14 protein-coding genes are annotated in these 15,038 nt (G+C 69.2%); 6 read left to right on the top strand and 8 right to left on the bottom strand.

The annotated features are described in order from the left end of the window. Positions 1-4: 4 nt before the first annotated feature. From FMP39_RS07540 to FMP39_RS07520, 5 genes are read right to left on the bottom strand one after another with little or no spacing between them, the layout of a single operon-like run. On the bottom strand, positions 5-1,027 hold the full coding sequence (locus tag FMP39_RS07540) for a beta-ketoacyl synthase N-terminal-like domain-containing protein (protein ID WP_141589291.1): 1,023 nt from the start codon (positions 1,025-1,027) through the stop codon (positions 5-7). Further along, on the bottom strand, positions 1,024-2,235 hold the full coding sequence (locus tag FMP39_RS07535) for a beta-ketoacyl synthase (RefSeq protein WP_141589290.1): 1,212 nt from the start codon (positions 2,233-2,235) through the stop codon (positions 1,024-1,026). The genes FMP39_RS07540 and FMP39_RS07535 overlap by 4 nt, the downstream gene beginning before the upstream one ends. Further along, positions 2,232-3,002: an MBL fold metallo-hydrolase gene (locus tag FMP39_RS07530; RefSeq protein ID WP_141589289.1), complete on the bottom strand. Its 771-nt coding sequence runs from the start codon at positions 3,000-3,002 to the stop codon at positions 2,232-2,234. Before FMP39_RS07530 ends, FMP39_RS07535 begins: the two co-directional genes overlap by 4 nt. Positions 3,003-3,022: 20 nt before the next feature. Then, the gene (gene fabZ, locus FMP39_RS07525; RefSeq protein WP_141589288.1) at positions 3,023-3,505 is read right to left on the bottom strand and encodes a 3-hydroxyacyl-ACP dehydratase FabZ; all 483 of its coding nucleotides are present in this window, start codon (positions 3,503-3,505) and stop codon (positions 3,023-3,025) included. Then, positions 3,498-3,809, bottom strand: coding sequence for an acyl carrier protein (locus FMP39_RS07520; RefSeq protein ID WP_090488559.1), 312 nt, complete (start codon positions 3,807-3,809; stop codon positions 3,498-3,500). The genes fabZ and FMP39_RS07520 overlap by 8 nt, the downstream gene beginning before the upstream one ends. 188 nt (positions 3,810-3,997) lie before the next feature. Here FMP39_RS07520 and FMP39_RS37825 point away from each other — a divergent pair, with 188 nt between their 5' ends. Together FMP39_RS37825 and FMP39_RS07510 are read left to right on the top strand one after the other, a co-directional pair. After that, entirely contained in the window at positions 3,998-4,606 is a 609-nt protein-coding gene (locus tag FMP39_RS37825) for a hypothetical protein (protein WP_228557758.1), read from the top strand. A gap of 434 nt (positions 4,607-5,040) precedes the next feature. Further along, positions 5,041-6,276, top strand: coding sequence for a DUF1501 domain-containing protein (locus FMP39_RS07510; RefSeq protein ID WP_141589287.1), 1,236 nt, complete (start codon positions 5,041-5,043; stop codon positions 6,274-6,276). 128 nt (positions 6,277-6,404) lie between these two features. Here the strand turns inward: FMP39_RS07510 and FMP39_RS07505 are convergent, their stop codons facing one another. Both FMP39_RS07505 and FMP39_RS07500 read right to left on the bottom strand, forming a co-directional pair. Beyond that, complete coding sequence (locus FMP39_RS07505; protein ID WP_194858281.1) at positions 6,405-6,647, bottom strand: mersacidin/lichenicidin family type 2 lantibiotic; 243 nt, start codon at positions 6,645-6,647, stop codon at positions 6,405-6,407. Between the two features lie 85 nt (positions 6,648-6,732). Further along, a complete protein-coding gene (locus FMP39_RS07500) occupies positions 6,733-9,159 on the bottom strand; it encodes a type 2 lanthipeptide synthetase LanM family protein (RefSeq protein WP_228557757.1) in 2,427 nt (808 codons plus the stop codon). Positions 9,160-10,137: 978 nt separating this feature from the next. Between FMP39_RS07500 and FMP39_RS07495 the strand changes: the two genes are divergently transcribed. The 4 genes from FMP39_RS07495 to FMP39_RS07480 all read left to right on the top strand — a co-directional run bounded on the left by FMP39_RS07495 (position 10,138) and on the right by FMP39_RS07480 (position 13,763). Next, positions 10,138-10,947 (top strand): alpha/beta hydrolase, encoded by an 810-nt coding sequence (locus tag FMP39_RS07495; protein ID WP_141589285.1) that lies wholly within the window; start codon positions 10,138-10,140, stop codon positions 10,945-10,947. Positions 10,948-11,107: 160 nt separating this feature from the next. Then, positions 11,108-11,992, top strand: coding sequence for an S-methyl-5'-thioadenosine phosphorylase (locus tag FMP39_RS07490; protein ID WP_141589284.1), 885 nt, complete (start codon positions 11,108-11,110; stop codon positions 11,990-11,992). Continuing rightward, a complete protein-coding gene (mtnA, locus tag FMP39_RS07485) occupies positions 11,989-13,095 on the top strand; it encodes an S-methyl-5-thioribose-1-phosphate isomerase (RefSeq protein ID WP_141589283.1) in 1,107 nt (368 codons plus the stop codon). The genes FMP39_RS07490 and mtnA overlap by 4 nt, the downstream gene beginning before the upstream one ends. Beyond that, on the top strand, positions 13,092-13,763 hold the full coding sequence (locus FMP39_RS07480; protein WP_141589282.1) for a class II aldolase/adducin family protein: 672 nt from the start codon (positions 13,092-13,094) through the stop codon (positions 13,761-13,763). The genes mtnA and FMP39_RS07480 overlap by 4 nt, the downstream gene beginning before the upstream one ends. Here the strand turns inward: FMP39_RS07480 and FMP39_RS07475 are convergent. Continuing rightward, a complete protein-coding gene (locus FMP39_RS07475) occupies positions 13,717-14,943 on the bottom strand; it encodes a metallophosphoesterase (protein WP_194858280.1) in 1,227 nt (408 codons plus the stop codon). The two genes, FMP39_RS07480 and FMP39_RS07475, sit on opposite strands and share 47 nt — an antisense overlap. Between the last annotated feature and the right edge of the window lie 95 nt (positions 14,944-15,038).

Raw genomic sequence — 15,038 nt, 5'->3', positions numbered from 1 at the left:
GTGCTCAGTCATGAGCACCCCCGCGCAGCACCACGGCCAGGGCGCTGCCCTCACCCCCCAGGGCGGTGACCAGCGCGCATCCCTTGTCGAGGGCCCGCGTGGCCAGCACGACGGCCAGCATGCCCGCCGTGCTGAACGTCTCTCCAAGCACGTCCTTGGGACAGCTCACGGGCACCTTCGCCGCGTGCGCCCCGAGGGCTTCGTGGAGCCCACGCTGCTCCCACCCGTCGAAGCCTCCTCGGCCGTTCGCACAGGAGAAGACGGCGCCCAGTTGCTCGGGCGCGATTCGAGCCGTGTGCAGCGCGTCCCGCACTGCGCGGGCCAGCGTGTGCGCCTGGTTCGTGAGCGAGCCTCCCCGGTGTCCGGTGCCCAGGACTTCCGCGTGGCGGTGTGCGCCGCGCGTCAGGGCGCGCGTGTGCTCCTCCAGGACCAGGGCGCACGCCGCTTCACTCACCCGCATTCCCTCAGGTAGGGCGATGCCAGCCAGGAGCAAAGGGCTCAGGGTGTCCGCGCCCACCACCACCATCCGCTCCGCCTGCCCCTCCTCGATTTGCTGGCAGCCGAAGCGAAGTGCCTCCAGTCCCGCGGCGTGGCCCGAGCACAAGGTCGCGGTGGGACCGCGAAGGTCGTGCACCATGGAGATGTAGCCCGTCGCCGCGTTGGTGACGGTGTTCTGGAACACCACCGGGTTTCCGTAACGGCCGCCTCGCTCCAGGATGGCTTCCAGGTACTCCGCGTTCGTGGGCAGGCAGCCGTAGCTGGAGCCGAACGCGATGCCTGTCTGGAGGGGATTGCCGGGCCCGGCATCCTCGATGGCCAGTGTGGTCGCGGTGAGCGCGATGCGGCCGAGCCGGTCCATGTGCCGCAACTGGGCGGACTGCTTCGCGAACGCCGCGTCGGGAATGCGCTCCGCCAGGGAGGACGGTGGGCCCGCATCGCCTTGGGAGAAGTGCTCCCAGAGGGCCGCAGGTCCCGTGGCCCGGGGACACACCGCGCCGAGCCCGCTGATGACGATGCGCCGGCTCATCGTGGCGCCCTCCCTGTCTCGGGAAAGCGCCGGGCAACGAGGGCGACGTTCGCCCCGCCGAACGCGGACTTGGTGCTCATCAGCGTGTCGATGCGTTGGGCGCGGCCCTCGCCACGCACCACGTCGACGTCGCACTTCGGGTCCAGTTCCTCGCAGTTGAGGGTGGGCGGGAGGAAGTCGCGAGCCATGCCCAGCACGGAGCCGATGAGCTCCAGCGCGCCGGAGGCCCCCAGCGTGTGGCCGAAGTAGGGCTTGAGGGAGTTGACCGGCACCGACGCGGCTCGCGCGCCGAAGACACCTCGCATTGCCTGGCACTCCGCGGGGTCATTGGCCGGCGTCCCGGTTCCGTGGAGGTTGACGAAGTCGATCTGCTCCGTCGTCAGTCCCGCCTGTCGCAAGGCGAGCGTCATCGCCTGTTGGAGCCCCCGGCCCTCGGGGTGCGGGCTGGTGGGGTGATGGGCATCACCCGCCGTTCCCCAGCCGCACAGCTCCGCATGGATTCGAGCGCCCCGCTGGCGCGCGTGGTTCAGCTCCTCGAGCACGAGGATGCCCGCGCCCTCGCCGAGGACCATCCCATTGCGCCGATGGTCGAAGGGGCGGCACACCGTGGGCGTCATGGCGCGCAGGACGGAGAAGCCACTGAAGCTGAGCAGGGTCAGTGCGTCCGCTCCTCCCGCCAGCATCACGGAGGCCCGTCCCTGACGGATTTCGTCCAGTGCTCGGCCCATGGCGAGGCTGCTGGACACGCAGGCCATGGTGACGGTGGACAGGATGCCGCCCAGGCCGAACCGGTCCGCGACGTTTCGCGCGATGGAGGAGAAGGGAACTTCCCCGAAGTGTCTCCGGCGAGCGTCCTCATCACCTCCGGAGCGAATGACCTGTTCGAGGGACAAAGCGGGCCCACGGCTCGTGCCCAGCATGACCCCCGCCACCTCCCGCCAGTTCCCCTGGGCTTCGAGCCCACTGTCGCGAAGGGCCTGCTCCGCGGCGTGAAGGGCCAGCTTTGACACGCGGTCCAAACCGTTGTCGGGCGTCTCGTCCGGCAGGTCCACCACGCCCGCGGAGTACGTCCGGCCTTCGATGTCGAACGGAGCAGCCCGCCGGATGCCGCTGCGGCGGTTCGACAGGGCCTGGGCGAGCTCGTCGGAGGACAGTGCATTGGCAGCTGTCACGCCAAGGCCCGTGATGACGACGCGATGGGGGCTCATGAGAGCTTCTCCAGTGGCTCGGACGGCGCCGTGTCCACCAGACAGTCGTGGCCCGGAATGATGTGGCGGTATTCGCGGAGGAGCTTGCGGCGGGTGTGGCTGTAGAGCTCGGTGTCCTGCGCGAGCTGGAGCTCCCGCTCGGCGTTCTCCACCAAGGTCTTCCGTGTGAAGAGCGCATCCCCCGCGATGAGAATTTTTCGCGGCGTGCCCTCATCGTCCGTGCGGGCGCGGTGCGCGACGACGGAGATATGCCCATGGGTATGGCCCGGCGTGGGCAGCACCTCGACCTCCTCCGTCAGCCAGTGGCTGCCGTCGACAGGGACGAAGCGCGAGTCACGTTCGAGCACGCGGTTGTAGAACCCGATGTTCCGAGTCACCTCGCGCACGATGGACCGGACATAGAACTCCTTCACCGTCTGGTAATGCTCGCGCAGCAGCTCCGAGGTCGCGGCTTTCCCTGGGGTGTGGTCCTGGTGATACGCCTCGATGAAGTGCGCGTTTTCGACGAAGTCCTTGGCGCCCACGACGTATTGCGCGTTGCGGAACAGCAAGTGATTGCCGCAGTGGTCGTAGTGGAGGTGTGTGGCGACGACCACGTCCACGTCATCCGGTGTCAGGCCGCGTTCCTTGAGTGCGAGCACCAGGCGTCCCGCGTCGTCGCACAGACCGCTGTCCACCAGGATGTTTCGCTGTTGGGATTGCACGAGGGTGACAGTGGAGCGCAGCCGTGGAAAGCCGCTCCCCTGGAGCAGCACTTTCAAGAACATGGTGATGTGTTTCCTTGGGGCTAGGCGCCCAGCATCAATTCGCCGTCGGCGACCAGCTCTTCACCCACGCGTGCTTCGACCTTCACATGGTGGATGGTGCCGAGGCTCTTGAGGTGCGTGGCCCGGACACGGAGCTGGTCTCCCGGAACGACAGGGCGGCGGAAGCGCATCCGGTGGATGTTGGCCATCACGCCCGGCCGCGCTGGCTTCTGTGCCGCAGGCTCCACGGGCGCGAGGTCCGGGCGGCTCCTCGTGCGGAGCATGACGCCCGCCACCTGGGCCATGGATTCGACGATCAGCACGCCGGGCATGATGGGGTGCTCGGGAAAGTGCCCCTGGAAGAAGGGCTCGTTCGCCGTGACGCACTTGATTCCCTCGGCGAACACGCCGGGTTCCAAGCTGTCAATCCTGTCGACCATGAGCATCGGATAGCGATGCGGCAGGAGCCGGAGGAGCTCCTGGATGCCGAGCCCTGCGGGCGTTGCTGCCTGTTGGCTAGGCACAGGCGGCCTTCTTCCCGCCTTCCGCGATGAGCCGGTTGACCAGCGCGGCGAGCGTGTCGATGGAGTGGAACTCCTTGGCGACGCTGTCATCCGCGATGACGACGCCCCACTTCTCCTCGATGCCGACCACGATCTCCAACGCCTCGACGCTGTCGAGTCCCAGTCCTCCCGCCTCACCTTCCTGCGAGTCACCACCGAACAGCGGTGCCCCGTCCGGAATGCTCGCGGGGTCGATGTCCAGCCGCAGGCGGTCGACGATCATGGCCTTGAGGCCGCTCTTCACTTCCGTGTTGTCGGGGTGCATCCGCTTCTCCTGATGTTGAGAAGTCAACGTATCGGAGCCCTCTGACATCGCCGGATAGGTTGGAAAGATGGGCTGACGTGTTTGGTTTCTCAGGAGTCAGGATTGGCTCGGCGGCTGCGTGGTGGGCCCGCTGAGTCCTCTGCTTCGCGGTTCAAACGCAAGACGTCGTGCTAGTCACGCCTCCCGACATGACCCCATTCACCGAGCCGTCCCGTCTCTTCACGCCGGCTTGTTCGCTGGCGCTGCTGCTCCTGCTCCCCGCTTGTGGTGGGGATGAGCCGATCTGGAACCTCACCATGCGCGCCCGTCATGGCGAAGCATGGAAGGAGTTCACGGAGTCCCCCGGCTCGCATTTCATCACTGAGGATGGGGCGGGGAGCTCGGGGCTCAGAGAGATGTCCGTGTGCGGCTTCCATGGTGTGACGGATGTCGACGCCGACGGCACCCATCAATCCTGCATGGAACTGCGATTCGACTCCACGGCCCTGGGCGCCGACCGCTCGGCGCTGACCATCGCGGGTACCGCCATTCCCCTGGCCTACGGTTCCGATGGAGCCGCTGAGTTCACCGCGCAGGCGGGCCACGCTCCGGCAATCGTCTCGGCGTGGGCATGGACGGTCTGTGATGAAATGCCGCGCTACATCGAGCAGACGCCTCAGCAGCTGCGTGGAGAGCTGGTGCTCGATGCTCCTCCGAAACTCAAGGGCCGTCTCTCGCTCCGGGCCGACGTCGCGAGCGAGGGGCCCTGCCAGGGGGACGTCACCGAGCTCCAGCTGGAGTTCGACCTCGGCCGCTGACGGTTGTCATCGGGACGGTGCGCGAAGTGAGGAGCTTCGCCGAAGCAGGACTTCTTCCAGCAGTTTCCGCCCACCGGTGTGGAGGTCGTGAGCTGGCACGTCGTCATGGGCCTGGAGCAGGTGGTGACGCTGAAGGTGCCCGCTGCGAAGCTGCGTGATGTGAATGTCACGCTGGAGCAGTCGGCCTGGGGCGCCTTCCGCACCGAGTTCCATCCGACATGCGACTCGTATCTTACCGCCTCGGGGCAGCCCCGGATTCACACCAGGTTCCCTTTTGAGCCCGGGCCAAGGCCCAGGCTGTCGGCCTTCTTGGGCTGTCAAGGCGCGCGGACGCGCCGTGAGGAAAGGTCGCTGGCGGTGTTGAGCGAGTTAACCTCTCGTGGGGTTGCGTGTTCTTGCCTGGAGACGGGCGCAACTTCGGAGCTCCAGAGGCCATGATCGCACCGCTGACTCGCCGCCATCTGCTGCGCGCCCTGGGAGTGACGGGCGTGGGGCTTGTTTGTGCTCCGGGGGGCCTGGGACGGGCGCTCGCCGCGAGTCCAGCGTCAGCCGCTCGCCGCACGCTGGTGACAGTCTTCCTGCGCGGAGGCGTGGACGGACTCTCGTTGGTGCCGCCCATCGAGGATGCGGCGTACCACCGGGCGCGCCCTTCGCTGGCTCTGCGGGCAAGCGGGCCCGATGCCGCGCTGAAGCTGTCAGGGCCGTTCGGTTTGCATCCGAGGCTCGATGCGCTGATGCCGCTGTGGCACGACGGCCGGCTGGCGGTGCTGCATGGCGTGGGATTGCCGGAGCCGGTCCGCTCCCACTTCGACGCGCAAGACTTCGTGGAGTCTGGAACGCCAGGGCGCAAATCGACGCCGGATGGCTGGCTCAACCGCGCGCTGGACGAAGAGGAGGGCGCCGCGCTGCGCGCCGTGGCGCTGCAGCCCACGCTGCCCCGAGCGTTGTTCGGAGACGCGGGGGCGGTGGCCATGGGGCGGCTGGAGGAGTTCCGGTTGCGAGGCGGACGCCGGGGAGAGGAAGCCACCCGGGGCTTCAGTGCGCTCTATGCGGGCGCCGTGGACGAGGCGCTGCGGACGACAGGGCAGGGCGCATTCGAGGCGATGTCCCTGCTGGACGAGGACCGGCTGGCGAAGCTGCCTTCGCACGCGGCGGTGGCGTATCCAAAGGGGCCGCTCGGGCAGCGGCTGCGGGACATCGCGCGGCTCATCCACGGAGAAGTGGGGCTGGCGGTGGCGGCGACGGAGTCGGGCGGCTGGGACACGCATGCCGCCCAGGGTGCCGCGACGGGCGCGTTCGCCAACCGCTGCCAGGAGTTGGGGAGCGCGCTGTCTGCCTTCGCCGCGGACCTGGGACCTCGGCTGGAGCAGGTGACGGTGGTGGTGTTGACGGAGTTCGGCCGCACCGTGCGGGAGAACGGCAGTCGCGGAACGGACCACGGTGTGGGCAGCGCGATGCTGGTGTTGGGCGGCGGCGTGAAGGGCGGCAAGGTGTACGGACGCTTCGATTCGCTGGAGCCGGACCACTTGCAGGACGGGCGCGATGTGCCTGCATGGACGGACGTACGCGTGCCGTTGGCGGAAGTCCTGCGTGCCTGTCGGCCTGGTGTGGAGCTGGCGAGGGTGTTCCCTGGCTTCACGCCGCCTCCGTCACTGGGCCTGTTTGGATAGGCACTGCGCTCAGCTTCTCGGTGGGGCAGACCGGGGAGCGGCATTCCTCCGCCGCTCCCCCGAGCGGTCTACGTCCGTATTCACGTCGAGTCGCCACGGTCCTTCCGCGTCAGCTCACGTCCCTCCGCTCAGCGACAGCAGGCGGTGCGCCCGCAGTTCGTATAGAGACAGGTGAGCTCGTTGGGCGTGGGGGTGGCGGGGCAGGTGGCCTCGGCATCGCCGCCGGTGATGAACGCCAGCGTCGCATCCTCCAGCTCCATGACGGACGCGGGGCTGGCCGGAAGCGCGGCGCGCTCCGCGTCGGAGAGGCTGTCGTAGTAGTCGGCGTCACGCCAGGCGCGGAGGATGTGGTTCTTGTCGCTGTGGCTCATGGTGCTGCTCCTCTTGGGTTGTTGGGGGACTGCCAACGGACCGCCAACCCTCGCGGTGCCGGAGTTCGTCGGGAACGAAGCCGCTTCACGAGATGGGAGGGGCCACGGAGAGCACGTCCGCCACCCGCTCCGGCGCCGCGAGCCGCATCAGGCCGTGGGCGATGCCCGCGAGCCCCACCATCAGCCCTGGCGTCTCGATGCTGTCGGGCAGGCCATGCAGATAGCCATGCGACTCGATGCCCTGGAGGATGCCGCCCGCGAGCTGATAGGTGCGCCGCAGCAGCGTGTCATCGTGCAGTGCGCGCGCGGCCTCCAGCAGGAAGAGCACGTTGCCCAGGTCGCCATGACACAGGCCATGGTTGTAGCCGAGGCCTCCCGCGAGCGTTGCGTGGACCGCCGTGGCGATTTCCTCACGCACCCGGTGGTCATCGAGCAGCGGCAGTCCGGAGATGCGCGCCAACCCGATGCCGGGTGCGCCATTGCACCAGCCACACATGAAGGCGGGTCCATCACCGCCGTGCACCCCGGCGTCGGCGCGGAGGTCGGGCCAGTCGCCGGCCTCGGGTGAGAAGCGGCCACGCTCATACGCCAGCGCCTCCAGCGCCGTGGTGTGGAAGCGGGACTCTCCCGTGGCCGAGGTCAGCCGCAGCAGCGCCAGCGCGATGCCCGCTCCTCCATGTGCCAGTCCACACAGCGCCTGTCCGCCGGTCGCGGGTGAAAGCCAGCCCAAGCCATGGGATTGGGGCGTGGCCGTCTGGAGCAGCTTCTCCCCACAGTCGCGCGCGAGCCGTGACGCTCGCTCGGACGGATGCCACCCCACGAGCGTCAGCAGGCCGAGCAGGGCGCCCGCGCAGCCACTGCCCAGGTCCAGGTGCTCGTCCTGCTCCACGCGGGGAGCCATGGCGTCCACGAAGGATTCGGCGGTCTCGAACAGCGCGCGTTCCCCCCACAGGGCCCCCAGGTGGGTCAGGGCGTAGAGAATGCCGCCCCAGCCATTGAGGATGCCCACGCCACGGACCTGCGTTGGCGAGGACTCCAGGCGCCAGGTCAGGTGGCGCAATGCGCCTCGGGCCGCATGCGTGAAGCGTGCTTCGCCCGTCAGGGCTCCGAGCTGCGCCAGCACCAGCGCGATGCCTGAGAGCCCCTGGTAGAAGTCCACTCCCACCTGGACGAGCCGCCACTCCTTCGTGTCGGACATCTCGAGCGACAGCCAGTGGGAATGGCCCGCGCCGGAGAACGACAGGGCCACCAATCGCTCTCCCACACGTCGTGCAGCCGCCAGCAGCGCGTCTGGGTGCGCGGGCTCGGGCGGCTCGCGGAACGGATAGCGGGGGCGGTCGCCAGGGCTTGCCGCCAAGCGGACCCGGTGGAGCGCGCTTCGCAGCAAGCCGAGCTGCCGCTCGTGGTCATCCGGCGACAGCCCCGCCAAGCGCCGCCGCGCCCGCTCCAGGCCGGAGTCGTCGAAGAAGTCAGGCAGGTGGCGGCCCGCGCCTGACCACAGGTCCTTCGAGCCGGGCAGGGCGGTGAAGCGGGGGATGTCGCCGCGCTGCAATTCCTCCTGCTCGAAAGGGATGAGGGCCGCCAGGTACGGGCGCTCCTTCACGGCCAGCCAGAGGTGGTCGAAGAAGCGCTGCCGGTCCAGTGCGTCCCCCATCGCGTGGGGATGCATGCTCTCGTGCAGCAGTGCGTCGTAGCTGGCTGTGCCGCGAAAGAGCACTCGCACGGGCGCGTGCTCGAAAGCCGCGAGCGGCCCTCCAGGGGCGAGCAGCGCATCCCGGTGCTCGGCGAGCAGCCGGTACAGGGTCGAGAACCCATGCGCGAGCGCGTCCGCTTGCACCGTCACAGAGACGTCCTGTCCCTCCATGCGAGGACGGTTCGCCGCGCCAGGAATCTCCATCCGGCGGCGCTCGAAGCGGAGCTGGTCCGTGCCGTGTGCTGTCGCCACCAGGTAGCCCAGTGGTGTGAGCTGGCCCTCGCCAGCGCCCAGGGCGCTGAAGTCCACCTCCGTGCCGTCTTTCGCGCGCCAGGCGGGTTGGGGCAACAGCCCGCTCTTGAGCACCGTACCGTTCAGCACCGCACCGGGTTGCTTCTCCATGTCCCGGATGGAGGCTGCGAGCGTGTGTGGATGGAAGAGCGTCTCCAGGTCCACCAGGACGGGGTGCTCGCCCATCGCGATGAGGTTCTCGTAATGGATGTCGGTGACGTCCAGCGCGTAGAGCAGCGCGACGAGCGCGCCTTGCCGCAGATGGAAGCGCCGAACTTCCTCGGCCGACTGACAGGGCGCGGCCTCCACGTACTCCATCCACCCGTAGCCGTCCGATGAGAGGACCTCCACCGTGCGCAGCGGAGGCGTGAGGCCGCGCGCGTTCAGCCAGGAGAGGAGTTGCTGGAAAGCGGCCTCCGCCGTGAGCGGGCGCGGCTTGTACACGAGCCGCAGTCCCGAGGCGAAGCGGAGCAGGAAGACGGTGCGTCCACCTCGGTGCGGGTCTGACAGACCGCCTTGGGCCTCCACCAGCAGGCCGGAGGAACACCGCCGTGGAAGCGGTGCCACAGCGCGGTGGCGTCCCGGGCCAGCCGCTGCATCAGCTCCACGCCCGTGGCTTCCCACGCGGTGACGTACTCCACGGCTTGCCGCGCGAGCACCGGGTAGCGGGCAAGGATGTCGAGCGCCACGTCGCGTCGCCGGAGGTGCTGGGCGAAGTCCTGGAAGCGTGCTTCGGGCGTGTCGCCCTGGAGTCGTCCTTCGAGCTGAGCGATGCGCAGCTCCACCGCGAGCGTCCGTCCCAGCAAGGGCATCAACATCCGCGGGAGCGGCGCGAGCAACATGCGGGCCGTGTGCTCTGGCTCGAACGGCGCTTCGGGCGTGTCACGCAGGCAGGTGTCCAGGGCGGAGACGAGCCGCGCGTGTGCCGCGTGGACGAGTGGCTCGACCAGGCCGAGCAGGGCCGCGCCCGGTGGCGTGGGCTCCGGCCAGGAGAAGGGCGGCGATATCTCCGACGCGTAGGCTTGCTCGATGACGCGTTGCCACGGCGGAGGCGCGCCCATGCGTGCATGCAGCGCCTCCGCCGGTTCTCCCAGGAGGGTGTGCAGCTCCGCTTCCGTCAGCCCCGAGGCACGCAGGCGCTCGGCCCAGAGTGAGTCCCGCGTGAGCGGTTCTTGTTTGCGCCAGCGCTCCAGCCTGCGCCGCGCGCGTGCCTCATCCACCGCGTCCGGAGTGCCGCGCATCCGGAGCGAAGGCAGCCGCTCTTCCAGGGCATGGCCCAGCACCCAATGAGACGTCACGCCTTCTCCAATCCAGGCAGCGGCCTGGGGTGTCCGAGTCGTCCTGCGGCGTGTCTGTGAGAGGGCTTCCAATCGCTATCGTTGCATTGCCGCCGGTTCGGATGCCAGGGGAGCTGGCTGGACGGGGTGGGAATGACAGGCTCCGCACACCACGGGCGTGACGCCACTCGCCATCGCACTGCGTTGCGAACTGCGGCACACTGGGCCGATGCTTCGGCTGCGCCGCATGCTCATCCTCACCCTGGCCACCTTCGGATCGCTCTACCTCGTGTTGTGTGTGGCGGTATTCGCGCTGCAACGCTCCTTGCTCTACCCGGCTCCCAAGGGCACGCCGCCGCTGGCGGAAAGTGACGGCTTCAGCCGCCTCCCGATGGAGGGCGGCCTGTATGTGGACCTGTTCCACCTGCCGGCACCTCCGGGCGCGCCCACGGTGGTGCACTTCCACGGCAACGGGGAGGAGGTGCTGACGCAGATGGGCCTGGGCAACTTGATGCAAGCGCGGGGGCTGGGCTTCCTCACCGTCGAGTACCCGGGATATGGCGCGTCACCGGGGCATCCCACGGAGGAAGGCATCTACGCCGCGGCGGAAGCGGCGCTCGCCTGGCTGCGCGCGAAGGGGGTGCGCGCCGAGCAGACGGTGCTCAGTGGCCGCAGCCTGGGGACGGGCGTGGCGGTGGAGATGGCGCGCCGTGGGCACGGTTCGCGGGTCATGCTCGTGAGTCCGTACACGTCCATCCCGGACATCGGGGCCACGGCCTTTCCCTTCCTGCCCGTCCGCCTGTTGGCCCGGGACTGGTATGACACCGCTTCCAAGGCCGCCGACGTGAAGCTCCCCGTGCTCATCATCCACGGCGAGGAGGACACCCTCATCCCCGTGGACATGGGGCGCAGGCTGGGCACGCTCTTCCCCCAGGCCGTCGTGGAGACAGTGGCGGGGGCGGGGCACAACGATGTCCTCGAAGACACCGGAAAGGTCTACAGACATCGGATGGCGTCATTCGCGCTGGGAGAACCCTGAGCAGCGGAGTCGGGTGGATTGGATGCTGAAGGGGACCGGGCGCACGGCCCCATGAGCGCTTGGACAGGACCGCGCTCTGGCTTGCTCGAGGCCGCCGCGACTCCTACGCTCCCTGCCGCCGGCGCAGTCCTTGTGCCGGCGTCCACCGGGAGCCCGCCGCATGTCCAACCCCACCTCGCCCGTCATCGGCATCATTGGCGGCAGTGGCCTGTACCAGATGGATGGCCTGACGGACGTCGAATGGAAGAAGGTGACGTCCCCCTTCGGTGAGCCTTCGGACGAGCTGTGCTTCGGCATGCTCGGAGGGCACCGCGTCGTCTTCCTGCCGCGTCACGGGCGAGGCCACCGGCTGGCGCCGACGGACATCAACTTCCGCGCGAACATCGACGCGCTCAAACGCAGCGGGGTGACGGACCTGCTGTCGTTGTCCGCCGTGGGGGGCCTGCGCGAGGAATACCCACCGGGCACCTTCGTCGTCGTGGACCAGTTCATCGACCGGACCTTCGCCCGGGACAAGAGCTTCTTCGGCACCGGGCTGGTGGCGCACGTCTCCATGGCGAAGCCGGTGTGCTCGCGGCTGGGGGACGCGGTGATTTCCGCGTGCGAGGGCCTGGGCGTCGTCGCGCGCCGGGGCGGCACGTACCTGGCCATGGAGGGGCCGCAGTTCTCCTCCATCGCGGAGAGCCACATGTACCGGAGCTGGGGCTGTGACGTCATCGGCATGACGAACATGCCGGAGGCCAAGCTCGCGAGGGAGGCGGAGCTCTGTTACGCGACGGTGGCCATGGTCACGGATTTCGATTGCTGGCATCCGGACCATGACGCCGTCACGGTGGACCAGGTTGTCTCCGTGCTGCTGGGCAACGCGGGCAAGGCGAAGGGGCTGGTGAAGAACGTGGTGCCGCTGCTCGGGTCGCATACCGGCCCCTGTGCACAGGGCTGCCACAGGGCGCTGGACCACGCCATCATCACCGCGCCCCCGGCCTGGGACGCCGCCATGGTGGAGAAGCTGTCCGCGGTGGCGGGCCGGGTGCTGCGCCGATGAAGGTCCATGGCAAGCCGATGCGCTCCATCTGGTTGGCGCCGGATGCGCAGGCCGCGGAGGCCATTGACCAGACGCGGCTTCCGCATGCGCTCGTCACCGTGCGGCTGACGACGCTGGATGAAGCCGCTCACGCCATTCGGAGCATGCAGGTGCGCGGCGCGCCTCTCATCGGTGCCACCGCGGCCTATGGCGTCTGGCTGGCTTTGCGCGCGGATGCCTCGGACGGCGCGTTGGAGCACGCGCTCGCGGTGCTGCGGGGCACGCGCCCCACCGCCGTGAATCTGCACTGGGCCCTGGATGACATGCGTCAGCTCCTGGCGCCGCTGCCTCCCGCTGAACGGGTGGCTGCCGCGCTTCGCCGCGCGGAGGCCATCAGCGACGAGGACGTGGCCATCAACCGTGCCATCGGTGCGCACGGCCTGAAGCTCCTGGAGGACGCCTGGACGCGCAAGGGGCGCCAAGGCCGCCTGGAGGTGCTCACGCACTGCAACGCCGGCTGGTTGGCCACGGTGGACTTCGGCACCGCGCTCTCGCCCATCTACCAGGCACACGACGCGGGCATCCCCGTGCACGTCTGGGTGGACGAGACGCGCCCGCGCAACCAGGGCGCGCAGCTCACGGCCTGGGAGCTGGGGCAGCACGGCGTCCCGCACACCGTCATCGCGGACAACGTGGGGGGCCACCTGATGCAGCACGGGCAGGTGGACCTGTGCATCGTCGGCACGGACCGCACCACGGCCCAGGGCGACGTGGCGAACAAGATTGGCACCTACCTCAAGGCACTGGCGGCGAAGGACAACGGCGTGCCCTTCTACGTGGCGCTGCCCTCGCCCACCATCGACTGGACGCTGCGGGATGGGGTGCGCGAGATTCCGATTGAACAGCGCGACGGCACGGAGCTGAGCGACGTCACCGGACGTTTGGCGTCGGGCGAGGTGGCCACGGTGCGGATTACGCCGGAGGGGAGCCCCGCGGCGAACTACGCCTTCGACGTGACGCCCGCGAGGCTGGTGACGGCGCTCATTACCGAGCGCGGCGTGTGCCCGGCTTCGCATGACGGGCTGCTGTCGCTCTTCCCGGAGCGGCGCGGGAGGGCGGAATGAGCGGTGCGTGCGAGCACCTCGCCCTGCGCGAGTCGATGATTGCCACCGCGCGGCGGATGAATGCGTCCGCGCTCAACCAGGGCACTTCCGGCAACCTGAGCGTGCGGGTGGAGGCCGGCTTCCTGCTGACGCCCACTGGCATGGACTACGACTCGCTGGTGCCGGAGGACCTGGTCCTCATGCGCTTCGACGGCAGCCACGAGGGTCGCCGGAGTCCGTCCTCGGAGTGGCAGCTCCACCGGGACATCCTGGCCGCCAGGCCGGAGGTGGGCGCGGTGCTGCATGCGCACTCCATGTTCTGCACCACGCTGGCGTGCCTGCACCGGGACATTCCCGCCTTCCACTACATGGTGTCCGCCGCGGGCGGCACGGACGTGCGCTGCGCGCCCTATGCCACGTTCGGCACGCCGGAGCTCGCGGCCCACGTGCTGGCCGCGCTGGAGGGGCGCAAGGCCTGCCTGATGGCGAACCACGGCATGGTGGCGGTGGGCAGGGACCTGCCGGCGGCCTTCAAGCTGGCCGTCGAAGTGGAGACGCTGGCCGCCATGTACTGGCGGGCGCTCCAGGTGGGTGAGCCGGTGCTGCTGGACGGCGCGGAGATGGCGCGCGTCCTGGAGAAGTTCAAGACGTACGGCCAGCAGCCGGCGCTCCCGTCGCGCGAAGCGTGAGGACCGTCACCTCTGTCGGTACGCCGATGCGGAAGGGCAGCCAGTGCCCCGTTCCGCCGGACACGTAGAGCTGGTGGTCGCCGTGGCGGTAGCGGCCCAGCATGTACTTGAAGGCGAACCAGAAGGCCGAGACGCCCAGGAAGGCCACCTGTCCGCCGTGGGTGTGGCCGGCCAGCGTCAGCCGGGCGCCGCGCTCGGCCGCGAGCGGGAAGAAGTCCGGATGGTGCGTCAGGCAGAGCACCACCTCTTCGGGCGCCACGTCGCGGAAGCCGGCTTCCGCGGACTGCTGCATACGCTCCGCCTTCACGCGGTGACTGCGGCCGGACATGGGGTAGTCAACGCCCACCACGCGCACGCGCTGGCCGGCGTGCTCGAAGGCATGGGACGTGTCCACCAGCAGGCGCACGGGGCCGCCGCGCGCCTCCACGTCTGCGTAGGCCTGGAGGATGGCCTCCAGGCCGCGCCAGTGCTCATGGTTGCCCAGGATGGCGAGCATTCCGTGGCGGGCCTTGCACTCCGACAGCGCCGCCATGGTGCCGTCGAGCTGGTCCAGGTCGTCGATGAGGTCGCCCGTCATCACCTGGAGGTCCACCTTGGCGTCGTTCATCGCCCGCACGGCGTCTTGCAGGTAGTGGGTGTCGATGAACGTGCCGACGTGGACGTCCGTAATCTGGCCGATGCGGAACCCGTCCATCGCTGGAGGCAGGCCGGAGAGGTGGATGTCGACCTCGCGGACGGAGAACTGCGTGTAGCCGTTGGCGAGCCCCACCGAGCTCGTCCCGGCCGCCAGTAGCGGCACCGCGCGGCCGGCGTTCGTCAGCAGGTTGCGGCGCGCCATGTTCACCGGCGGGGCGGGGTTGGCCTCGGGCGCGGTGAGGGGCGGCTCCTGACGGGCGGGCCGGTCCAGCCACTTGCGCAGCAGGAGGAAGGGCGCGCCGGCGAGGACAATCATGATGATGGCGACGGACCAGCCCACGGAGAAGACGCGCAGGGCCGCATCCCCCACGGGAAGCTGCGCGTGCCGTCCGGCCACCGCGGAGTAGAGCCACGCCACCAGGGACAGGAAGGTCCCCACCGCGAAGGCACCCAGGCGCCACTTTCGGAGCAGGCCGGGCCACAGCGACCGGAGCACGGCCCAGGCGCCGACGTTGAAGACGAGGAGGAACAGCAGCCTGCCCATTGACGGTGCTCCCGTAGCGTGAAGGGGAACAGTCATAGCCGGGGCGGGCGACACGCGCCGCAGGAAGTGGCTGGGGCTTGGACGGAATGTTCCGT

The sequence above is a fragment of the Myxococcus sp. AB056 genome, assembly GCF_006547365.1.
Taxonomy (GTDB): domain Bacteria; phylum Myxococcota; class Myxococcia; order Myxococcales; family Myxococcaceae; genus Myxococcus; species Myxococcus virescens.
This window is presented reverse-complemented; position numbering and strand designations above follow the sequence as displayed.